Raw genomic sequence first — 23285 nt, 5'->3', positions numbered from 1 at the left:
ATCTACACATTAAAATTAATATTTTACTATAATCGTATTGATTCGATTAGAAAGGTAGTGGTAGATGACTTTACTTCAAAACTTGACGATTAAGCGTCGGTTGCAAATTAATGCGTTAGTTGTTGGCTTAGCAATGATTGTTATGTTGTGTATTATCATTTATGAAGCACGGACGATGCTAAAACTAAATGAAACCATTCAATATGCAGAAGAGCTAGATATACATGAGCTTTCAATGCGTAAACATGAAAAAGACTTTCTATTTTATAAGGATGAGTCGAAGTTAGAGTCATTTGATCAAGAGTATAAACAATTGCAGTTTAAACTCGACAAACTGACAGTGCTGTCTAACGAATTAAATATTGCAACTGATCAAGTTAATAAGTTTGCAGTGCTAGCTGAGAAGTATTATAACGACTTTCAACAGGTTGTTAAGTTGCAACGTGTAATAGGTTTGCATCCAAAAGATGCCCTATATGGCGAATTACGTGGCGCTGTACATGCAATGGAAGTGCTGCTTGATGAACAAAATAGCTACCAACTTTTAACTTTAATGCTGCAGTTACGCCGTGCAGAAAAAGACTTTATGCTGCGCTTAGATCTAAAATATTTAACCCGCTTCAAAGAGTTAACAGGGCAGTTGGCTCAGCAAATTAACGCTTCGGATATCAATACGAATACCCGCCAACAGTTAATATCACTGTTAAATAGTTATGAAGATAAATTTATAGCATTAGTTGATGCACAAGTTGCACTAGGGTTAGATTTAGACTCTGGGGCAGTAGGTAAAATGCGCGTTAGTGTCAAACAAAGTGATGATGTGGTTTCGCGCATTACCAGCGAAACCAAACAACAAGTAAGTAATACGGCCAAGCAAGCAGAAATGCTGGCAATTGTTATTTTTGTCATTGCTAGTTTAATTGTTATGGCACTGGTTTATTTTACCAGTCGCTCAATTATTTTACCTATCGAGCGGGTGTATCACACCATCAATGATATTAGACGCAACAACGATTTAAGCTTATTCATTGAAGAAACCGGTAAAGATGAAATCACCACCATGACAGTCGATTTTAATAGCTTAATAGGTGATTTCAAAAAGCTTATTTATGAAGTAAACACCGCGCTTACTACATTAAATATTGCGACTGGGAATTTATCAGAAACAACCTCCGCGACCAGTAGTGGTATGCAAGAGCAGTTACACGAAGCTGATATGGTTGCAACTGCCGCCACTGAGATGCAGGCGACCATTCAAGACATTTCGCATAACACTGAAGCGGCGGCTAAAAAAGCCGAGTCTACCAATCTTAGTGCGCAACAAGGGCGCTCGGAAGTTGAATCAACAGTTAAGCATATTAATCAATTATCGGATTCATTAGGTAATGCCTCAACAGTGGTGTCGCAACTTGAAAAAGACGGTGAAACAATTGGCTCCGTACTTGATGTGATTCGCGCTATTGCAGAGCAAACAAATTTGCTTGCTTTGAATGCCGCGATTGAAGCCGCCCGCGCTGGGGAGCAAGGCCGAGGCTTTGCGGTTGTTGCTGATGAAGTTCGCTCGCTAGCCCAGCGTACTCAAGAGTCAACAACAGAGATTGAAAGCATCATTTCAACCTTACAAGAACGTACTCAAGAAGTGGTGAGTATTATGCAGCGCTGTCGTACACAAGGCGGAGAAAGTGCAGCGCAAGCGACTAAAGCCGGTGAATTATTAGGTGCGATTACCGAAGATGTACAAACCATCATGGACATGAGTACCCATATCGCTGCGGCCATTGATGAACAAAGCCAAGTGGCCTCTGAGGTGAATAAAAACGTAGTGCGTATTCGTGATATTGCAGAAGAAGCTTCAACACATGCAGTGACAAATGCCCAGACCAGTGAAGAAGTTTCAGAGCAAGCGAAAGTGCTGCATCAAGCGATAGATAAGTTTAAGGTTTAGCTGTCAGTTTTAAAGTTATAAGCCATAAGTTTTAAGCAGCTTGAGTTGCTTTGGGCTTATGGCTTTTTTGTTTTTATCTTTGCTTGTAATTTAGAGCCAAAGACATTGCAAAGAATATTGAATCCTACTTATTTATTAAATTAAAGTAGGAGTTTAGCTATTGGCGATCTACTAGTTAGATTTTATTGCAGTTAGCTAACATGAATAAAGAAGAGCAAAAATTTAGCGATTAAGTTGGTAATCATAATGAATAAAAAAACATTAACTAAGCTACTTAGGGTCATTACGGTTCCAATAGTAATTATTAGTCTTGTGATTTTTCCGCCTTGGCAAGGAATTAAGGCTTGGATAATGCCTTTGCCAAATAGTGTTCAAGAGCAAGTTAATGATGCTGTAGGTTATGGACTAGACGGGATAATTGTTTATGTTGATACTGCGGGTCAGGAAAGTGAGCTTTACTCTGCAGGTTGGAAAAATAGGGATAATAAAACGCCTGCTGATCCACAGGCTTTATTTAAAATTGCGAGTATTAGTAAGCTTTACCTTGCGGTTGCGACGGCAAAATTGGTGAGTAATCACGATTTATCCTTAGACGATACATTAGGGGGTTATTTCCCTGAATTACTGGGAAGAATTGAATACGCAGATGAGATTACCTTAAAACAGATGTTACAACATAGAAGCGGTTTACCTAACCTAACAGATCAGCCCAACTTTAAATGGGATAACCCGCCAGAAACAAGCCAAGAATGGTTAGATTTGATATTAGATTTATCTGCGGATTTCGAGCCCGACGAAAAATATAGTTATTCAAACACAAACTATTTTTTTATTGGAAAAATTATTGATAAAGCATTGGGTTACCCACACCAACAATACATAAAAGAGGCTATATTAATACCACTTGGTTTAAGTAATACATATAGCTCTCTTAGTGAAGTGAATATAGATGATGTGATGAGCGGATACTATGTTGGAGTAGAGGCGGATTTAAAAAGCATTGACTTCGGCATGCTCGCCTCAGCTAAAGATGTAGGACGCTTCTTAAGAGCTTTAAATGATGGCAGTGTTTTTTCAGGTAATGAACAAGAAATATACTCTGAAATTTATGTATATGGCCACAAAGGTTGGGTTCTAGGCTATCAAAGTATTGCACGTTACCATAACAATATTGATACTGTGGTAGTTCAGTTTGTGAACACCGTGAGTGATGAAACAGAATTGACTGCCTTGGTTATTTATAACCGTATTATTGATATTCTTCGCAAAGAGAAAAGTAATACACTACCAGTCCCATAACGTGAACCAATATAGTAAAAGTGAGAGGGTTATACTTTACCCTCGTTAACTAATCAAGGCACAAACTTGATCGGTACGCTGTCTTTGTTTGCTTGGTGCTCTGCTACGCGTTGTTGGTAGGTTTGCCATAATTCATCATGGTTAGCTTGCAGGTGCGAGAGATAGCTCCAGCTAAATAGCCCGCTGTTGTGGTTATCGTCGAAGCTGAGCCTAATTGCATAGTGGCCAACAGGTTCTATTTTACTGATGCCGATCTGAGATTTACCCAGCACTAACTTCATAGGCTCATTGCCATGGCCTTGTACTTCGGCAGAGGGGGAATGTACACGCAAAAACTCACTGCTAAAGGTGCAAGTTGAGTCGTCATCAAAATAAACATCAAGAGTTTTGCTAACGGTATGATGGTGTACCTTGATCACTTGTTTCATTGTTATACCTTTGTGATTAACCTAGAACCTAGAACCTAGAACCTAGGCCCTAGATCCTAGTTTTAAAATTAAAGAATAAAGCGGCTTAAGTCTTCATCTTCAACCAGTGCGCCTAAGTGTTTTTCAACATAAGCGGCGTCAATCACGAGATTTGAACCTGCTTGCTCTGAGGCATCAAATGAAATTTCTTCCATTAGCTTTTCCATCACCGTATGTAAGCGGCGAGCACCGATATTTTCGGTCTTTTCGTTTACCTGCCAAGCGGCTTTAGCGATACGCTCAATAGCATCATCGGCAAACTCTACATTCACTTGCTCAGTTTTAAGTAATTCTCGTTGCTGCTCTGTAAGTGACGCATGCGGCTCAGTTAGAATACGCTTGAAGTCATCGGCTGTGAGTGCTTCTAGTTCAACACGAATAGGTAAGCGACCTTGCAGCTCAGGGATCATGTCAGATGGTTTTGACATTTGGAATGCGCCAGAGGCAATAAATAGCATGTGGTCGGTTTTAACCATGCCGTGTTTGGTGTTGACTGTTGAGCCTTCAATAAGAGGTAGTAAGTCGCGTTGTACCCCTTCACGGCTTACGTCTGGGCCTGATGATTCACCACGCTTACAGATTTTGTCGATCTCATCGATAAACACGATACCGTTTTGCTCAACTGCAAAGATTGCTTGCTCTTTCAGTTCTTCAGGGTTTACTAATTTAGCCGCTTCTTCTTCGGCTAATAGTTTAAACGCTTCTTTAATTTTCAGCTTACGTTTGGTCTTTTTATCAGAAGACATGTTTTGGAACATGCTCTGTAACTGGTTGGTCATTTCTTCCATACCAGGTGGCGACATGATCTCAACATTCGGTTGTGCTTGAGCAACATCGATATCAATTTCTTTATCGTCTAATTGACCTTCACGGAGTTTTTTACGAAATGTTTGGCGTGTTGATGAGTTTTCATCACGCTGAGCTTCACCGTATGAATCTTTTGCTGGTGGCAGTAGTGCATCTAAAATGCGCTCTTCTGCTGCTTCTTCAGCACGGTGCTTAAACTTTTTAGTTTGCTGTTCGCGTGTCATTTTAATTGATACATCAACTAAATCACGAATGATGGTTTCAACTTCTTTACCAACATAACCCACTTCGGTGAATTTAGTGGCTTCAACTTTAATAAATGGCGCGTTGGCAAGCTTGGCTAAACGACGTGCAATTTCAGTTTTACCAACACCGGTTGGGCCAATCATTAAAATATTTTTTGGGGTAACTTCAGCGCGTAAATCGTCGCTTAATTGCATACGGCGCCAGCGGTTACGAAGCGCAATAGAGACGGCTTTTTTTGCTTTTGCTTGGCCAATGATATGTTGGTCAAGTTCATGAACGATTTCTCTTGGAGTCATAGCAGACATAGCGGTTCCTATTACAATTCTTCGATAGTTTGGAAATTATTAGTGAATACGCAAATATCACCTGCAATTGTCAGGCTTTTTTCTACGATATCACGTGCACTTAGGTCGGTGTTTTCAAGTAACGCTGTTGCCGCAGATTGTGCAAAGTTACCACCGCTACCAATTGCGATTAGATCGTTTTCTGGCTGTACCACATCGCCGTTACCAGTGATGATCAATGACGCGGTTTCATCAGCAACCGCTAGTAAGGCTTCGAGTTTTCGTAGGGCGCGGTCACTACGCCAATCTTTTGCCATTTCAACGGCTGCTTTGGTTAAGTTACCTTGGTGCATTTCTAATTTACTTTCAAAGCGTTCGAATAGGGTAAAGGCATCAGCAGTACCGCCAGCAAAACCAGCGATTACTTTGCCATTATAAAGGCGTCGAACTTTGCGGGCATTGCCCTTCATTACGGTGTTACCAAGTGATACTTGGCCATCGCCACCAATGACGACTTTGTCGTCGCGGCGTACACTTACAATAGTGGTCATGTTATTCCTCATCATCGAGTCGCAGGGGCGACTCGTAAAAAGCGATTGATGAGAAGTTAATATGGGTTAATGGAGGAAAATCAAGTCCAAAGCCAAATTCCGCAGCCCATTATTTTGCTACGTTTGAGTTTGTTTTTATCACTTTCAGCTAAACGCTTGGTTTTATAAGGGCCTAAGCGTACTTTATACCAAATACCATTGCTGCCGGTGGTTTCGCGCACCTCGGCAATAAGCCCGGCAAACGCTATTTTAGCTTTCAATGTCTCGGCTTGAGAGCGAGTTCTAAATGACCCGCATTGCATGACATAAGGGCCTTTTTGTTCAAGCTCTTTAACTTCGACTTGGACTTCGTGCTCTTTTATTTCTTTTATAAACTCTGGCGGGCGTGGTTTTGCCAGCGTTACTTTTTCTTTTACTTTACTTGGGTTGGCTTGTTGCTCAACAAGTTTTGGATCAGCGTTGGTTTTTACATACCATAAACCAAAGCAAAACCCACCGACTAACAATGTAGTTAAAATGACCAATAAAACCGGAAATGGCTTTTTAGCGGGAGGTTGTTTTTTACTGTTACGGTTGCCCGGTTTTTTATTAATAAAGTCGTGTTGTGCCATCAGTGTTTTGAGTTTTAACCTTAAATCATATCTATTGGGTCGATATCTAAGCTCCAGCGTACCTTTTGGGCGAGTTTGCTGGTACTTAAATAATCAATCATTTGCGCTAAATATTGGTGTAATAATTGGCGATCAAGCGCTTGAATATGTAATTGAAAACGATATTTTCCTGCTATTTTTTCAAGCGGAGCAGGAATTGGTCCTAACAATTGTATACCACTTACACCTTGGACTGGAACTAAATCAGTTAAAAAATCCACGACTTGCTTAACGTTATGGCCTTGGGCACGAACAATGGCCATATTGGTGATTGGTGGCAGCTCGGCATCTTCACGTTCTTGTAATGCAAAACGAGCAAAGTCTTGATAACCGTTATTCACTAAATCTTGTAATAATGGATGCTCAGGAAAGTGTGTTTGCAGTAACACGTGACCCGGCTCTCCACTACGACCAGCACGGCCAGCAACTTGGGTTACTAGTTGTGCAAGGTGCTCTGTGGCTCTAAAGTCACATGAATATAAGCCACTGTCTACATCTAAAATAAGCACTAAGCTGACATCAGGAAAATGATGTCCCTTGGCTAACATTTGCGTGCCAACTAAAATACGCGCACCGCCTTGGTTTATATCATCAAGGGCTTTTTCTAAGCTGCCTTTACGCCTAGTTGAATCACGATCAATCCGGCTGATAGGAATATCAGCAAATTCGTTTGTTAAAAACTCTTCGATTTGCTCGGTGCCTTTACCATTGGGGAATATCTGTGTGCTGCCGCAGTCGGGGCATTGGTGTGGTACCCGTTCTTGTTCACCACAGTGATGGCAAATCATCTGTCCTATGGCTTTATGAAACGTAGCGCTGGTACTACAACGAGAGCATTCACTTAGCCAGCCACATTCATGGCAAATGAGCGTAGGTGAAAAGCCACGGCGATTTAAAAATACCATGACTTGTTTGCCTCGGGCCAAGTGCTGACGCATGGTAGCAAGACTGGCATGGGCGATACCCGCTTGATCAGGTTGCCCTTTCATATCTAACAGCTGAAATTTATTAGCTGTGCTGGTTTGTGCTCGCTGGGTTAGGCTCAGTAGCTGGTATTTACCATTAATTGCTTTGTGTAGAGTCTCTAATGCGGGTGTAGCAGAGCCTAATATTAACGGTATTTTATGCTGAAAAGCACGATAAGCCGCTAAATCTCTTGCGTGGTAGCGTAAGGTATCTTGCTGTTTGAATGAGCTATCGTGCTCTTCATCGACAATGATCATACCGAGTTTTAAAAATGGTAAAAATATACTCGAACGTGTCCCTATCACAATGGCGCAACTGGCTTTTTCACAAAAACGCCATGTTTGTAGGCGTTCGTTATCAGTCAAGGCTGAATGCCAAAGCATAATAGGGGTATCTACAAAACGGCGACGAAAGCGGTTAACTGTTTGCGGTGTTAAGCCAATCTCAGGGACAAGTACTAAAGCTTGTTCGCCTCGTTTTAATACTTCTTCTAAACATTGCAGATAAACCTCAGTTTTACCGCTGCCTGTTACGCCTTCGAGCAAAAAGCTGTTAAAACCCGTGCTTTGGTTTATTGTTGTGCATGCTACGGCTTGCTCTTTATTTAATATGGGCTTAGTACCAATACGTGGTGCTTGTTGTTGCCATTGGTTATCGTGCTCTATGCTTTGATTTATAAGCTCTTTGTTGAGCAGGCTATCTATGGTTTTTTTATTAAAGCCAAGTGCTTTTAGTTCGGTAAGAGATGATTTACCAGACTCAGCCAATTGTTTTAATAAATCTAGTTGGCTTTTAGCTTTTAAAGAGGGAAGCTTGGCGCCTTTTTCAGTTAAAGCGACCATATTAATGCTGCTTTTATCAGGACATTCGCCTTGGCGTAATGCCCCCGGTAGTGCTATGTGGATTGTTTCACCTAAAGGGTAGCAGTAATAGCGGGCAGTAAAGCGTAATAAGTCGAGGTGCTGCGCGGATAAAATAGGCTCATCATCAATCACTTCTAATAGCGCTTTAATTTTATTTGCGGGTACGTCAGTATGGTTTTTTAGGGCAAGTACTACCGCCACTTTTTTTTTCGTGCCAAACGGTACAATTACTCGCGCTCCAACTTGTGGCGTTATTGATAAACCATTAAGTTGTTCCGGTAGGCTGTAATCAAAAGTGCGCTGTAGCGGAACTTTTATAGCAACTTCAACAAAACTCATAGCAACTCAACAAAAACCAACAAGACAGCTAATGTACTAAAGTTACGGTAAAAAACCTATCAGCAAATGCTGGGTTTAAAGTTTTTGCTCATTTTATTAGCAAAAAACGTATTTAAAGCTTGTAGCGGGCGGGGTTGTTGCTTAGAATACGCGTCCAATTATTTTGATTTAAACGACGTATGGTGCCAGACTTCGGGTTTGGAGAGCGATGCGGCCTTAACTAGAGGTTTCTATGAAAGAAGGTATTCACCCTAAGTACGAAGTAATTTCAGCAACTTGTTCATGCGGAAATAAATTCGAAACTAGTTCAACTTTGTGTAAAGACATCCACTTAGACGTATGTTCTGCGTGTCACCCGTTTTACACTGGTAAGCAAAAGATTCTAGACACAGGTGGCCGTGTTGATCGCTTTAACAAGCGTTTCGGTTCACTTAGCAGCAAGTAATTTCTGCTTTTGTGTTGAGAAAAGCACCTTAGGGTGCTTTTTTTGTGCCTGCAATTTAATAAAAGCGACTTTAAGCAAGTATACACACCTTGTTTGCAAAGGCTTTTAATTCAAAAATTCCCTTTCTGTATTACTTTGTTGCCAGCAACTGACTGCTTCAGTGAACTATTATACTGACTAATATTTCTGCTTTTTATACTGGTTATAGTCTGTAAAGAACAGACAAACACTATTTAATTCACTATATTCATTACTAGTGCAGAAGGTGTTACTACTGTTAGTGTTTTTAAAATGGGCAAAAATGTCGGTATTTGTTGCTATCGTCGACTATTGTTCTGTTTTTTCAATCTATAGCTGTTGTTGTACTATTTGCTGTAAATTCATGCAAACTTAGCTGGGTTTTTTGATGCTTTGTTAGTGTTTTAATTATGCGAATTTGGAATTTTTTGCTAAAAATGCTGGCAAAACGCATAAAATTAACTGATATAGCATATAACAGGATAGACCTGATATTGCTTGAATTTAATTATAATATAGGTATTGTTCGCTTAGAACTGCTCACTCTCACTTTAAACTTAACTTACTTGCAGGATAAAATCGCGTTATGTCAGACTTTCGTGAACAAGCATTACATTACCATGCTCACCCCGTTCCAGGAAAAATCAGCATTGAGCTTACTAAGCCAGCTGAAACCGTTAATGATCTCGCTCTAGCTTATAGTCCAGGTGTTGCTGAACCTGTGCGCGAAATTGCAGCTGATCCGGCTAATGCTTATAAATACACGGGCAAAGGTAATATGGTGGCTGTTATCACTAATGGTACTGCTATATTAGGCTTGGGTAATTTAGGTCCGTTGGCTTCAAAACCAGTTATGGAAGGTAAAGCTTTATTATTTAAGCGATTTGCAGGTCTTGACTCAATTGATATTGAAGTTAAGCATCGCACAACTGAAGATTTCATCAATACCGTTGCCAATATCGCAGATACATTTGGCGGTATTAACCTTGAAGACATTAAAGCACCTGAGTGTTTTGAAATTGAAAAGGCGTTAATTGAGCGCTGCAGCATTCCTGTTTTTCATGATGATCAGCATGGCACTGCAATCGTTACTGCTGCGGGTATGATCAATGCCTTAGAAGTACAAGGCAAAAATATTGAAGATGCGATTATTGTTTGCTTAGGCGCCGGCGCTGCAGCGGTTGCTTGTATGGAGCTACTTATTAAATGTGGCGCATTGCGTGAGCATATTTATATGCTTGACCGTAAAGGTGTTATCCATACTCGTCGCGACGATTTAAATGAATATAAACAGTTGTTTGCAAATAATACAGATAAGCGCACCTTGCAAGACGTTATCGCCGATGCTGATGTATTTGTTGGTGTGTCTGGGCCTAACTTACTAGCGGCAGAAGACTTAAAATTGATGGCCGATAAGCCGGTGATCTTTGCTTGCTCAAATCCAGATCCTGAGATCGCACCTGAGCTTGCTCACAGCGCTCGTAAAGATCTTATTATGGCGACGGGGCGTTCTGACTACCCTAACCAAGTAAACAATGTTTTATGTTTCCCGTTTATTTTCCGTGGTGCCCTTGATGTGCGTGCTAGCCAAATAAATGATGAAATGAAGATTGCAGCTGTAGATGCTATTCGCAGTATTGCAAAAGAGCCGGTACCTGTTGAAGTATTAAAAGCTGCAGGTGTTGATAAATTGGAGTTTGGTCCTGAGTACATCATACCTAAGCCTATGGATCCACGTTTGTTGCCACGTATAGCAAAAGCGGTAGCGCAAGCTGCTATTGATTCAGGTGTTGCGCAAATCGATATGCCTGAAAACTATATGGCTTAAACCAAACGATCACGCAATAAAAAACCTCAGTAACAAAAGTTGCTGAGGTTTTTTTGTATCTAATTCCTGAAGGCAGGAATAAATAAGTAATGATTTAATCTTCGTTAAGTACAGGTACTTCAAGTCCCATCTCAAGCATGATTTTCTTCACTTCTTCAGGTACTTTCTCAGGGTTGTCCTTACGCAAGTCTTCGTCGTTTGGCAGTGGTTGCCCAGTAAAAGCATGTAAAAATGCTTCGCAAAGTAGTTCGCTGTTAGTCGCGTGTCGTAGATTGTTAATTTGACGGCGGGTACGCTCGTCGGTTAACACTTTTAGCACGTTAAGTGGGATAGACACGGTGATCTTTTTCACTTGTTCTGATTTTTTACCGTGTTCTGCGTATGGATGAATATATTCACCGTTCCATTTAGCCATAAGAAGTATCGTTGCCTCAGGTTATTAATTGTTTGCATCGCCCCGTTGCTTTGCAAAGATGCGGGAAATTCTATCGTTTTAAAAAAGATAGTCAAACACTTGTTATTTAGCCATCTAGCGAGCTAAATATCTTTACTGCTAATAATGCTCTGGTAGCACCACAAATGTTTTGACTTATGGGGACTGATCCTCTAACCTTTTAGACGTCTAAACATCCATTTATTGTAGGTGACGTTATGAGTCAAAAGAACAAAGCAACTATCGCGGTACGAAATGGTATCGATGCTGATAAACATCATGGTGCAGTTGTACCGCCTCTTCATTTATCAACAACCTATTCATTTGCTGATTTTGATACTAAACGCCAATACGATTATGGCCGCAGTGGCAACCCAAATCGCGATATATTAGCTGAAACCTTGGCCGAGCTTGAAGGGGGCGCTAAAGGAATTATTACAGCCACGGGTATGTCGGCGGTACATTTAGCAACTCAACTACTTAATAGTGATGATACTTTAGTTATTCCTCATGACTGCTATGGCGGCAGCTACCGTTTATTTACTTCGCTTGAAAAGCGTGGGTTATTAAAGTTAGTGGTTTTAGATTTAACTAAAGCCGAAAATCATAAAAAAATTCTTGAAATCAAACCTAAGTTAATTTGGATTGAAACACCGAGTAACCCAATTTTGCGTCTTACCGATATTAAAGCGATTACCACTATTGCTAAACAGTGCGGCGCCTTAGTAGGAGCCGATAACACATTCTTATCTCCGGCTTTACAAAACCCAATCGAGTTTGGTGTAGACATTGTGGTGCACTCGACGACTAAATACATAAATGGGCACTCAGATGTTGTGGGTGGCGCCGTGATTGCTGCAAACCAAGAATTAGGTGATGAGCTTGCGTGGTGGGCGAATAATATCGGTATTACCGGCGCGCCGTTTGATAGCTATTTAACCCTACGGGGTCTACGCACGCTAAATGTACGTTTACGTCAGCATCAAGAAAATGCGTTCGTGATAGCACAATATCTTGAAAGCTCGCCTTATGTAAGCCAAGTTTATTACCCTGGTCTTGAATCACACCCGCAGCATGAACTGGCCAAAGCACAGCAACGTGGTTTTGGTGGTATGGTAAGTTTTGATATTAAGGGTGATGTGCATGATGCTGCTGCATTTTTAACAAGCCTTGAACAGTTTAGCTTAGCAGAGTCATTAGGTGGCGTTGAAAGCTTAATCTGCCATCCGGCTACCATGACTCATGCAGGCATGGACGCAACAGCCCGTCTTGAAGCTGGTGTGGGCGATACCCTAATTCGTATTTCTGTTGGTATTGAAGATGTTAAAGATTTGGTGGCTGATTTAGAACGCGTATTTAATAAAGTAAAGCCAGGTCAAGGTAATCAAGGTGAGCAAGCTATTGCGCAAAAAGCAGCTGCACAACAACAGGGTGAGCAAACAAGTTCATTTAAACTAACACCTGCACATACGGCATTGTGGTAAGAATAATGGTTAATATAGTACATAAATTTGGTGGTTCGAGTTTAAGCTCACCTGAACGTTACCAAGCGGTTGCTAATATCATCTTAGCTAATAGTGAAGCAGGTGATTGTGTTGTGGTTTCTGCCGCAGGTAAAACAACGAATACTTTGGTTAAGTTGTGGCAAAGTTACCAGCAGGGAGATCAACAAGCAGTTAGTGACATTTTATTATTATTAGATAATCACCAGCGAACCTTGATTGAGCAGCTCTTAACGGCGCAAGTAAAACAGCAGGCCCTTAGCTTATTGCAGCAAGAACTGACACAATTAGCTGAGCAAGCAAAGCAGCAAATTTTGGCGGAGTCGGCTTTACTTGCTCATGGCGAAGTATGGTCGGCGAGATTACTTGCCGGATATTTACAACAATTGGGCTTAGCGGCAAAAGATATTGATGCTCGTCAATTATTCACTTTAAATGATGGGCAATTACTGCACCAAAAAAATCAGCACGCTTGCGCCGAGTTAGTGAGCCCTGAGCATATTAATGTGGTTACCGGTTTTATTGCAAGCGACTGTCAAGGCGAAACAATTACCCTTGGGCGTAATGGCAGTGATTATAGTGCGACATTGTTGGGTAATTATTGCCATGCGCAACAAGTGTCTATTTGGACCGACACGCAAGGTGTATTTAGTACTGACCCCCGTAAGGTCAATAAAGCCTTAAAGTACTCAAAAGTGTGTCGTGGCCAAGCTAATTTATTAGCGCGATTAGGCAATCCTGTTTTACATGCGAAAACATTATCACCTTTAAAAAACACCGATATAAAACTGCTCGTGCGCAGCAGCTTTGATACCGAAGCCAGTGCCACAGAAATAGTGAAAGAAGGCTACAGTAAAGCCAAGCGTTTTATCACCACGTTAGAAAATATTGATTTATTACGAGTCGATCAACTCAATGCGGGTGAAGTGGGTGAGTTGAGTCAACTTATTCAGCATAGCTTGCATCACTTTGTAAAACAGGGTGATACCTATTTATTAGTACCGGGCCATGCTACTCATCAGGTGGTGAGTCATTTACAAGGTCGCGCTAATATTATTGAGTCAAACCTACATGGTTGCGCTATTGTCGCGCCAAGTAACGATATAGCTCATTTATCTTTACAGGCTTCCTCGTTGCTTGGTGAGCAAAGTTTAGCGCCTCGCTTTAGCCACCAAGATACTGAATATGCATTACTATTAACCGACCAAGCAATTGATAGCGATGTATTAACGCTATTACACGACAAGTTAATCAATAAAGGCCAAGAGCTTGCAGTGATCATCGCTGGTTTAGGAAATGTTGGCGAAGTGTTTATTTCCCAGCTATCACAACAGCTAAATCGTTTAGAGCAACATTACAGCGTGAAGTTGGTAGGCTTATTACGTTCTCAGCAAATGTTATTTAGCCCAAGTGGCATCAGCCTGGAGCAATGGCAAACACAATGGGATAACGAAGCCGTTGATTATCAGCAGGCTGATTTATTAACGCATATAAGTGAGCTGGATTACGAACACAAAGTGGTGATTGATATTACCGCCAGTGAGTCATTTAGCTTACTTTATCCTGATTTTGTTAATTTAGATTGTCATTTGATCAGCGCTAATAAATACGCAGGGACTGCTAATAATGATTGGTATCAAGCATTACGCCACAATTTAGCTGAGCGTAATTTATTATGGCGTTATAACACCTCTGTTGGCGCAGGCTTACCGATTAATTTTGCTTTAGCAGATTTACAAAATAGTGGCGACAAAATCACCCATATTGAAGGGGTGTTCTCTGGTACGTTATCTTGGTTGTGTAGTAGCTATGATGGCAGCGTGCCATTTTCAGATTTAGTATTGCAAGCACAACAAATGGGTTTTACAGAGCCTGATCCGCGTGAAGACTTATCTGGCCGAGATATGCAGCGTAAGTTACTTATTCTAGCGCGTGAGTTAGGTTTAACGTTAGAGCTTGACGATATTGACTTAACAGCACTGATGCCTGAGCAATTAGCGCAAGGTGATTGGCAGTCGTTTTTAGATAACAAGCAACAGCTAGATAGCTTTATTGCTGATAAAGCCGCGCAGGCGAGCGAGCGAGGGCAAGTTTTGCGCTATACTGGCGCTTTGTCACTTGTTGATAATAAAGTCACAGCGAAAGTGGGGTTAGCATTTGCCAACCAAGGTGATGCTTTAGCTAATTTAACACCAGGCGATAATATTTTCGTTATTAACAGCCAGTGGTACAGTGATAATGCGCTTGTGATACAAGGCCCTGGTGCTGGTAAAGAAGTCACCGCGGCAGGCGTGCATTCTGATTTATATTGGTTAATACAAAATTTAAAATAAAAAGCATGCAATAAAAAAGCGCCAGTCTTGGCGCTTTTTTACGTAGCAGCGATTTTATATCGCGACGATTAAAACAACTCTTCTTCTGTTTTGGTCTCTTCTTCAAACACATCTTCAACATGCTGCATTACATATTTTGTCGGGGCTGTGCCTTTTTCAAAATACTCAAAGCGACTGGTGTAATCATTTTTTTGGCTAAGTAACCCTGTTGCTAGATCTATACGAATTGACACTAGCCCTTCGGGTGGCTCTATTGGTGCTTCTGGCTGCTCTTTAAGGGCTACACGCATAAAGTCTACCCATGCAGGTTGAGCCGTTTTAGCACCAGACTCAGCGCCAGAAATTTGAGACTTATCAAGGTTACTATTATAGGTAGAGCGGCCCAGAGGATTACCTGGATTATCAAAGCCAACCCAAACAGAAGTCATCACATTACGATTAAAGCCGCTAAACCAAGTATCAACAGAGTCATTGGTTGTCCCTGTTTTACCAGATAAATCGCGGCGCTCTAATGCTTGTGCACGCCAACCAGTACCACTCCAGCCAGTTTTATGGGCCCAGCTACCGCCTCCCCAAACAGCACTGTGCATCGCGTCGGCAATGAGAAAAGCATTCTGTTTAGAAATAATGCGTGGAGCACATTCAACAGCAGGCGCATGATCAGTCGCAGACTCAGTAAAAGCATTCGTAGTAGGACTTGCTAAATTACTATCTAAAGCAAAGCTATCCTCGTGAGCAACTGCATCAGCATCGCACGCCAGTTGAGGTTGGGCTTTGAATAGAACATTACCAGCAGAGTCTTGTATTTCACTGATAAAATAGGGGGTAATTAAATGACCTCCATTAGCAAATGTGCTCATACCCCGGGCTAGTTCAAGAGGGGTAATAGATGCACTCCCTAAAGCCAGAGATTCGCTACGGTTGATATCACTATTTTGAAAGCCAAATTTAAGCAAGTGATCGGCTGTACGATTAAGGCCAACGCCGCGTAGTAAGCGCACAGAAATAACGTTTTTAGACTGTGCCAGTGCACGACGAATACGGATGGGTCCATTATAAACCGCGGGGCTGTTTTTCGGGCGCCAGGCAACACCTAAGCTTTTATCCCATTGGTTGATTGGCGCATCATTTAGAATTGAGGCTAGAGTGTAACCATTTTCTAGTGCAGCAGAATAAATAAATGGTTTAATATTCGAGCCGACTTGGCGCTTTGCTTGAACTGCACGGTTATATTGGCTTTGTTCAAAACTATAACCACCAACAATCGCCTTAATACGACCGTCATTAGGATCTAGAGATACTAAAGCACTGGCAGCTTCAGGGAGCTGACTAAGTAAGTAGCTGCCGTCGTCATTTTTACGCAGCCAAATTTGAGCGCCAGGCACTAAAATTTCGTTGGCTGTTTTTGGTGCAAAACTCTGACGATAACGAGTGATGTACTTACGTGCCCATTTTAAATTATCCCAGCTTAGTGTGGCTTGCTCGCCATTTTTTAGTAATACGTTTGCACTTTGCTCGCCAACATCTAATACAGCAGCAGCTAATAATGGGCCAATTTCTTTTACTGGCGCAAGTTTTTCTAAAATAGCCTGCTGACTCAATGCCGATTGTGTTTCATGATCCCATAGGTGGGTTTCTGCGCCGCGATAGCCATGACGCATGTCGTAAGCATGTAGGTTATCAACAAGGGCTTTTTGAGCTGCCGCTTGTACGTCTGACTCTACACTAGTGAATACTTTAAAACCGCTGTTATAGGCACGCTCATAACCATAACGCGCGACCATTTCTGCACGAACCATTTCTGATATATAAGGAGCATATAAGTCAATTTCTGCACCGTGAAAGCGTGCGGTAATTGGTTGCTGAATAGTTTCATTATACACTTGCTGAGTAATAAACCCTTCGTCAAGCATACGTCCAAGCACGACATTACGGCGAGCTTTTGCGCGCTGTGGGTTACGAATTGGGTTCAATGCTGAAGGGGCTTTTGGTAAACCGGCAATCATCGCCATTTGTGCTAAATTTAATTCACTCAGTTCTTTACCATAGTAAACTTGTGCAGCGGCACCAATACCAAAGGCACGGTTGCCTAATTCGATCTTATTTAAGTAAAGAGCAAGTATTTCATCTTTACTGAGTAAGTTTTCAATATGCAGTGCAATAAAGATTTCTTTTACTTTACGAATGTAGGCTTTTTCTCGTGTTAAGAAAAAGTTACGAGCAAGCTGCATTGTTATCGTACTTGCGCCTTGTTTTTTCTCGCCAGTCGATATTAATACTATCGCTGAACGAACAATACCTATAGGATCTATGCCAATATGTTCATAAAATCGGGTATCCTCGGTAGCTAAAATCGCATCAATGAGCGGTTGCGGGATCTCCTTAATACTCGCGGGAATACGGCGTTTTTCTCCAAATTGGTTGATTAACAAGCCATCTCGAGAGAATACTTGCATGGGAGTTTGTAGTTGCACGTCTTTTAAAACTTGCACACTGGGGATATCGGATTTAACGTAGTAATAAAGGCTTGCTAATGTTATTAAGCCCAAAAACGTACAAATGATAAAAAATTGTAAAGTTCGTTTGAATAAAATCACTTATATTTTCCCTAAATGGACTCCCAATTAGAATCGTAGACTGATAGTATATATTGATTAAAAAATGAATAGTATTTTTTCAGATAAAAATTATAACTTGTTTATTCTTAAAACAAAGGCCGAATCGCAAACATGTTAAGCCAACTAATGAATAAGTCTTCATCAATGATGATAGGGATAGATATCGGTTCGCACGCTATTAAAGCTGTGCTACTGAATGAAACGGAAACCGGCTACCGCCTCGAGGCTTTAGCAATTGAACCTATGCCAAAAGGAACTATGTCTGAGCGTAATATTCAGGACATTGAAGCAATTGGTAATATTATCACTAAACTGAAGCGAAAATTACCTAAATCGGCAAAAAATGCAGCGGTAGCTGTGTCGGGGCAGACAGTAATCACTAAAGTGATTTTTATGGATGTGATGCTAAGTGATGCTGAGCTTGAATCGCAAATTGAAATTGAAGCAGATAGCTTAATCCCATACCCTTTGGATGAAGTTAGCTTAGACTTTGAAAAGCTAGCAATTAATGAAGCTGATCCGACCAAAATGAATGTGCTACTTTCGGCTGCACGAACCGAGAGTGTTGAAGCGCGAGTGGGCGCACTCGAAACAGCAGGCTTAACAGCCAAAGTCGTTGATGTTGAAAGTTATGCCCTTAGCCGTGCTATGGATATTTATTATCAACAGTTACCCAGTGATGCATTTAATAAATGTGTAGCAATGATAGACATAGGCGCAGTGTTGACTTTAGTTAGTGTTGTGCTGGCGGGTGAAACCATTTACACCCGCGATCAAGTGTTTGGTGGCGATCAATACACTAATAGTATTGTAGCTTATTATAATAAAAGCTTTGATGAAGCCGAAATAGGCAAAACAACTGCAGATCTACCACCTAATTATACCTTCGAAGTATTAGCGCCATTTCAAACATCATTACTGCAGCAGGTTCGTCGTGCTGTACAAATGTTTTTAACAACCAGCGGTAAAGAACAAATTGATTATATAATTTTGACTGGTGGAACAGCGATGATCCAAGGTTTAGATCGTTTACTAATTGAAGAATTGGGGATTCATACAATTGTTGCTGAACCATTTGAAAATATAGAAATATCGCCTAGAGTTGATCGTAATGTAATGCAGCGTCATCGAACACAGTTTGCCATTGCTACTGGGTTGGCATTAAGGAGCTTCTCAAAATGCCACATATAAATTTGCTACCATGGCGTGAACTGCAAAGAAAACAATCACAAAATAAGTTTGTCACTATTTTATTATTAGTTGTGTTAGTAAGCTTTTTAAGTATGTATATGCTGAGTACTTATTATGGCAATCTACGTGATGGACAAAATATCAAAAATAGCTTTTTAACAACTGAAATCGGTCATTTGGATGCGCGGATCCACGAAATTCGTGAATTGGATAAAAAGAAAGAAAGTTTGCAACAACGTATGCGGCTCATTGAAGATTTACAAAGTAGCCGTAACTTAGGCACACAAATTATGGACGAAGTAGCTAAAATTGTGCCAGGGGGGGTGTATTTAACCAAGTTAGAACGTCGGGGCAGTGCCATTCATGTTATTGGACGCAGTGAATCAAATAACCGCCTATCAACTATGTTACGCCAAGTACAAAACTCTTATTTGTTAGAAAAGCCCACTATGCAAGGAATCATAGCTGGTGAAAAGTCATCTCGCTTACTTAGTGATTTTAATATGGAATTTTATGTTAAGCCCTTTGATAAAATTGGTGAGGCTAAACAATGAACCTTGATATCAAAGCGTTAACCGAGATTGATTGGAATGAAATTGAGCTCGAAAATATTGGTGATTGGCCCGTTGTTGTTAAAGTTATTTGCTGTACTTTTGTAGCTGCCTTGGTGCTATTTTTTAGTTACAGCTTGTTAGTTTCAGACGAAATCGACAGTTACCACAGTGCAGTCGCTAAAGAAGTTGAATTACGTAATACTTATCGCACAAAATATGCCGTGGCCAGTAATTTAGAGATTTACCGTCAGCAAATGGTGGATATGGAAGAAAAATTCTCACAATTATTAAAACGTCTTCCTACCTCTAATGAAACACCTGGCTTATTAGATGATTTAACCTATGTTGGTACCACAAGCGGCTTAACCTTTTTAAAGATTGGTTGGTTGCCAGAGATCGAAAAAGAATTTTACACAGAACTACCAATAAAAATTGAAGTTGTGGGGAGTTATCACGAGTTTGGCGACTTTGTTGGTAAAGTTGCGCAGCTGCCGCGTATAGTCAGTCTACATGACTTTTCTATCATCAGTGCAAATACGGGGAAACTGACATTTAGTGTGGTGGCAAAAACTTATCGTTATGAGGGTGCAGCGAAAAAAGGAGCGGCTAAGAAATGAAGAAAATAGCTGTACTACTGCTTTCGACTTTAGTTTTAACGGCATGTAATGATGATACTGCGCAACAGCAAGAGTTTATCGACCAGGTAAAAGCCAGTACCACACCGAAAGTTGAAGAAATACCTAAACTCACCAAGTTCGAACACTTTGAATACAGTGCTGGGCAGTTACGTAGCCCGTTTGTTGCACCACAACCCGAAGTGATTCAAAATAATATGGTGCAAGTAAAAAACTGTCTGCACCCTGATCCTGAACGTACAAGAGAGCCACTAGAAAAATATCCGTTAGATAATTTAGCAATGAAAGGCACATTAGGTTCTGATGGCCGAACATGGGCGTTAATTAAAGCCGCTGATGATTCTTTGCACCGAGTAACTGTGGGTGACTTTTTAGGTTTGTACCATGGTGAAGTTAAAAATGTTGAAAGTGATTTTATAGAATTACTGGAATTAATACCCGATGGGTCTGGTTGTTGGAAAGAGCGCCTGACTAAGCTTGAAATGTTAGAGGCGACTACTGATGGCGCGAGTTAAAAATAAAAAAGGTAAAATTAAAATGCATAAGGGAGTATCTTGGAGTAACCGCATTCAACATTATGTGCTTGCCGTTATTGCCCTTTTTCTTACACAAGCGGCTTTAGCTGAGCCATTACTTTATGATGTTCGTTATAATCCTTTACTTGCAGGAGAAACAGAATTACAACTGGTTTTTGATGAAGAGTTAACACAACAGCCAGAAGTACAGGTGTTTAATAACCCTGCGCGTATTGAAATGCGCTTCAGCGAAAGTAATGTAGAAGGCACAATGAGTGACGTTGCCATCAATAAAGCTGGTATTGAGAAAGTAACTAGCAAAGTGGATAACGGTGAGCTAATTGTCACTGTACATATGGATCGTTTAAAAATTTACCAAACAAAGGTTAAGAACAATTTAGTTTCATTACATGTATCAGATAACATGTTAACGAGTTCAACTGCAGAGCCAAGTGCTGGCGAAACCAGTAATTATATTAACTCAATTCAATCTATAGACTTTCGCCGTGGTGAAAAAGGTGAAGCCAGAGTTTTAGTTTTTTTACAAGATACCCAAGCTGCTATCGATGTGCATGAAAGTGGTGGTAAAATTATTGCTGAATTCCACCATACCGATATTCTAGATGATTTGTTGTATGAATTGGATGTGTTAGATTTTGGTACTGTGATTAGCTCCATAGAGACATTTAAAGAAGAAAGTAAAAGCCGTATTGTTATCGAACCAAATGCTGCATTTAAATATACTTTCCAACAAATTGAGAACGTATTTACGCTCACTGTCGAAAAAGATGCTTCACAGCGTTCATTTCTAGATGGTGGAAAAGAGTACCAAGGTCGCCCAATGACCTTAAACTTCCAAGATATTTCTGTGCGTGCAGTACTGCAAATCATTGCTGGCTACAATGACTTTAACTTAGTAACCAGTGACTCCGTGACTGGTAATATCACTTTACGTCTTGACGGTGTGCCATGGGACCAAGCGCTTGATGTAGTATTGCGTGTTAAAGGTCTAGATAAGCGTATGGATGGCTCTATTTTAATGGTTGCGCCTTCAGAAGAGCTGGCAGCCAGAGAAGCGAAAGATCTAAAAGCCAAGCAACAAGTTGAAGATTTAGAACCGCTTTATAGCGAATATATTCGCCTTAACTATGCTAAAGCAGAAGAATTTGCCGATCTATTAAAAACAGATACCAACAGTATTATTACGCCTCGTGGCAGTGTGTCTGTTGATAAACGTACCAATACTTTACTGATCAAAGATACGGTTAAAAGTATCGAAAGCGTACGCCGTATGGTTGAGACCTTAGATATTGCCGTGAAACAGGTGGTTATTGAATCACGTATGGTCACGGTACGCGATAATGTTCAAGAAGATTTAGGTGTACGATGGGGCTTTAGTGACGCCTCTGATAACGGTGGGATTTCGGGCTCTCTAGAAGGTGCTCAGGGTATGTTCGGCGCGGGGTCGTATGATGATATCCCAAGTATCAGTGATCGCTTAAATGTAAACCTACCTGTATCAAGTGCTGCGGGCAGCATAGGAATGCAAGTTGCGAAATTAGCTAACGGTACTTTACTTGATCTAGAGCTTAGTGCTTTAGAAGAGGAAAACCGTGGTGAAATTATCGCAAGCCCACGTATTACTACGGCCAACCAGAAAAAAGCGCGGATTGAGCAAGGTACTGAAATTCCTTATGTAGAATCGGCTTCTAGTGGTGCCACTACAGTAACATTTAAAAAAGCAGTATTAAGCTTGGAGGTCACACCGCATATCACGCCAGATAATAAAGTGATCTTAGATTTAATCATTACGCAAGACACTCGTGGTGATACAGTGCAAACCCCAACCGGGTCAGCTGTTTCAATTGATACGCAAAAAATTCAAACTCAAGTGCTCGTTGAGAATGGCCAAACCGTGGTACTTGGTGGTATATTCCAGCAACAAATCATAAACTCGACGAAAAAGGTTCCACTATTAGGTGACATTCCTTATCTAGGTGTGCTGTTTAGAAGTACGAGTGAGTTTAATGAGAAGAAGGAATTATTGATTTTCGTTACTCCGAAGATTCAAATAGACTAAATCTGGTCTATTTTCCTTATCGCAGCGGGCAATTATTAACTTTAATTGCCCGTTAATTGGCTTTTTGTTCTATTTGACTTGAAATACCGCATCAATTACTGAGATAATCCCCTCCTTAATTTTGGGGCCAGGTCGTTAGGCGGGGTTTTATTTCAAATTTTAGAGTTCGTTTGTACTAAAAGATATGGCTGAAAAACGTAATATATTTCTAGTTGGCCCTATGGGGGCTGGCAAAAGCACAATTGGTCGTCACATCGCTGACCAATTACATCTTGAATTTGTCGATTCTGATCAAGAAATCGAACGCCGTACAGGTGCTGATATAGCATGGGTGTTTGATCTTGAAGGTGAAGAAGGCTTTCGACTTCGTGAAGAAGGCGTCATTGGCGACCTAACTGAGATGCAAGGTATTGTACTTGCAACTGGTGGTGGTTCAGTGATGAGTAAAGAAGTCCGAAATAAGCTTTCGGCTCGTGGTATCGTTGTATACCTAGAGACACCAATCGAAAAGCAAGTTGCACGTACGCAGCGCGACAAGCGTCGCCCACTATTGCAAACAGAAGAAGCACCTCGTGATGTTTTAGAGCGTTTAGCGCAAGAGCGCGAGCCGTTATATAAAGAAGTTGCTGACTTTACTGTACGCACTGATGAGCAAAGCGCTAAAGTTGTTGCTAATCAAATCATTGAGAAATTAGATTTTTAAAACCCAATAATAA

The 23285-nt window shown here is 40.9% G+C and carries 19 protein-coding genes; 12 read left to right on the top strand and 7 right to left on the bottom strand.

The features are described 5' to 3' along the window. Positions 1 to 64 precede the first annotated feature (64 nt). Together NQT69_RS14455 and NQT69_RS14450 are read left to right on the top strand one after the other, a co-directional pair. On the top strand, positions 65 to 1945 hold the full coding sequence (locus NQT69_RS14455; protein ID WP_256828402.1) for a methyl-accepting chemotaxis protein: 1881 nt from the start codon (positions 65 to 67) through the stop codon (positions 1943 to 1945). 246 nt (positions 1946 to 2191) lie between these two features. Continuing rightward, positions 2192 to 3244: a serine hydrolase domain-containing protein gene (locus NQT69_RS14450; RefSeq protein ID WP_256828401.1), complete on the top strand. Its 1053-nt coding sequence runs from the start codon at positions 2192 to 2194 to the stop codon at positions 3242 to 3244. Between the two features lie 53 nt (positions 3245 to 3297). Here NQT69_RS14450 and NQT69_RS14445 read toward each other — a convergent pair whose 3' ends face one another. The 5 genes from NQT69_RS14445 to priA form a co-directional block, all read right to left on the bottom strand. Then, positions 3298 to 3672 carry a gamma-butyrobetaine hydroxylase-like domain-containing protein gene (locus tag NQT69_RS14445; RefSeq protein ID WP_256828400.1) on the bottom strand — a complete coding sequence of 125 codons (375 nt, stop codon included), beginning with the start codon at positions 3670 to 3672 and terminating at the stop codon, positions 3298 to 3300. Positions 3673 to 3740: 68 nt separating this feature from the next. Then, positions 3741 to 5069 carry an HslU--HslV peptidase ATPase subunit gene (hslU, locus tag NQT69_RS14440; RefSeq protein WP_256828399.1) on the bottom strand — a complete coding sequence of 443 codons (1329 nt, stop codon included), beginning with the start codon at positions 5067 to 5069 and terminating at the stop codon, positions 3741 to 3743. A gap of 11 nt (positions 5070 to 5080) precedes the next feature. Then, on the bottom strand, positions 5081 to 5599 hold the full coding sequence (gene hslV / locus NQT69_RS14435; protein WP_099295373.1) for an ATP-dependent protease subunit HslV: 519 nt from the start codon (positions 5597 to 5599) through the stop codon (positions 5081 to 5083). Positions 5600 to 5679: 80 nt separating this feature from the next. After that, positions 5680 to 6210 carry an SPOR domain-containing protein gene (locus NQT69_RS14430; protein WP_256828398.1) on the bottom strand — a complete coding sequence of 177 codons (531 nt, stop codon included), beginning with the start codon at positions 6208 to 6210 and terminating at the stop codon, positions 5680 to 5682. A 20-nt stretch (positions 6211 to 6230) separates the two neighbouring features. Continuing rightward, on the bottom strand, positions 6231 to 8417 hold the full coding sequence (gene priA, locus NQT69_RS14425; protein WP_256828397.1) for a primosomal protein N': 2187 nt from the start codon (positions 8415 to 8417) through the stop codon (positions 6231 to 6233). A gap of 232 nt (positions 8418 to 8649) precedes the next feature. Between priA and rpmE the strand changes: the two genes are divergently transcribed. Together rpmE and NQT69_RS14415 are read left to right on the top strand one after the other, a co-directional pair. Continuing rightward, complete coding sequence (gene rpmE, locus NQT69_RS14420) at positions 8650 to 8862, top strand: 50S ribosomal protein L31 (protein ID WP_087532649.1); 213 nt, start codon at positions 8650 to 8652, stop codon at positions 8860 to 8862. A gap of 604 nt (positions 8863 to 9466) precedes the next feature. Beyond that, complete coding sequence (locus NQT69_RS14415) at positions 9467 to 10708, top strand: malic enzyme-like NAD(P)-binding protein (protein ID WP_256828396.1); 1242 nt, start codon at positions 9467 to 9469, stop codon at positions 10706 to 10708. A gap of 94 nt (positions 10709 to 10802) precedes the next feature. On the opposite strand, the gene metJ is transcribed toward NQT69_RS14415, so the two are convergent. Further along, a complete protein-coding gene (gene metJ, locus NQT69_RS14410; RefSeq protein WP_016709540.1) occupies positions 10803 to 11123 on the bottom strand; it encodes a met regulon transcriptional regulator MetJ in 321 nt (106 codons plus the stop codon). 236 nt (positions 11124 to 11359) lie between these two features. On the opposite strand from metJ, the gene metB reads away from it, so the two are divergent. Both metB and metL read left to right on the top strand, forming a co-directional pair. Then, positions 11360 to 12625, top strand: coding sequence for a cystathionine gamma-synthase (gene metB, locus NQT69_RS14405; RefSeq protein ID WP_256828395.1), 1266 nt, complete (start codon positions 11360 to 11362; stop codon positions 12623 to 12625). Between the two features lie 5 nt (positions 12626 to 12630). After that, the gene (gene metL / locus NQT69_RS14400; RefSeq protein WP_256828394.1) at positions 12631 to 14976 is read left to right on the top strand and encodes a bifunctional aspartate kinase/homoserine dehydrogenase II; all 2346 of its coding nucleotides are present in this window, start codon (positions 12631 to 12633) and stop codon (positions 14974 to 14976) included. A gap of 68 nt (positions 14977 to 15044) precedes the next feature. Here metL and NQT69_RS14395 read toward each other — a convergent pair whose 3' ends face one another. After that, the gene (locus NQT69_RS14395) at positions 15045 to 17573 is read right to left on the bottom strand and encodes a penicillin-binding protein 1A (RefSeq protein WP_256828393.1); all 2529 of its coding nucleotides are present in this window, start codon (positions 17571 to 17573) and stop codon (positions 15045 to 15047) included. A 132-nt stretch (positions 17574 to 17705) separates the two neighbouring features. Here NQT69_RS14395 and NQT69_RS14390 point away from each other — a divergent pair, with 132 nt between their 5' ends. The 6 genes from NQT69_RS14390 to aroK all read left to right on the top strand — a co-directional run bounded on the left by NQT69_RS14390 (position 17706) and on the right by aroK (position 23272). After that, on the top strand, positions 17706 to 18785 hold the full coding sequence (locus NQT69_RS14390; RefSeq protein WP_256828392.1) for a pilus assembly protein PilM: 1080 nt from the start codon (positions 17706 to 17708) through the stop codon (positions 18783 to 18785). Continuing rightward, positions 18773 to 19339: a PilN domain-containing protein gene (locus NQT69_RS14385; RefSeq protein ID WP_256828391.1), complete on the top strand. Its 567-nt coding sequence runs from the start codon at positions 18773 to 18775 to the stop codon at positions 19337 to 19339. The genes NQT69_RS14390 and NQT69_RS14385 overlap by 13 nt, the downstream gene beginning before the upstream one ends. Continuing rightward, on the top strand, positions 19336 to 19956 hold the full coding sequence (locus NQT69_RS14380) for a type 4a pilus biogenesis protein PilO (protein WP_256828390.1): 621 nt from the start codon (positions 19336 to 19338) through the stop codon (positions 19954 to 19956). The genes NQT69_RS14385 and NQT69_RS14380 overlap by 4 nt, the downstream gene beginning before the upstream one ends. Beyond that, positions 19953 to 20489 carry a pilus assembly protein PilP gene (locus NQT69_RS14375; protein WP_256828389.1) on the top strand — a complete coding sequence of 179 codons (537 nt, stop codon included), beginning with the start codon at positions 19953 to 19955 and terminating at the stop codon, positions 20487 to 20489. Before NQT69_RS14380 ends, NQT69_RS14375 begins: the two co-directional genes overlap by 4 nt. Continuing rightward, positions 20476 to 22569: a type IV pilus secretin PilQ gene (locus tag NQT69_RS14370; protein WP_256828388.1), complete on the top strand. Its 2094-nt coding sequence runs from the start codon at positions 20476 to 20478 to the stop codon at positions 22567 to 22569. Before NQT69_RS14375 ends, NQT69_RS14370 begins: the two co-directional genes overlap by 14 nt. A gap of 184 nt (positions 22570 to 22753) precedes the next feature. Continuing rightward, positions 22754 to 23272 carry a shikimate kinase AroK gene (gene aroK, locus NQT69_RS14365; protein ID WP_087533154.1) on the top strand — a complete coding sequence of 173 codons (519 nt, stop codon included), beginning with the start codon at positions 22754 to 22756 and terminating at the stop codon, positions 23270 to 23272. The last annotated feature ends 13 nt before the right edge of the window (positions 23273 to 23285 follow it).

The sequence above is a fragment of the Pseudoalteromonas shioyasakiensis genome (assembly GCF_024518675.1).
GTDB lineage: Bacteria > Pseudomonadota > Gammaproteobacteria > Enterobacterales > Alteromonadaceae > Pseudoalteromonas > Pseudoalteromonas shioyasakiensis_B.
Note: the sequence above shows the minus strand (reverse complement) of the source record. Positions and strands in the feature narration are given on the sequence as shown.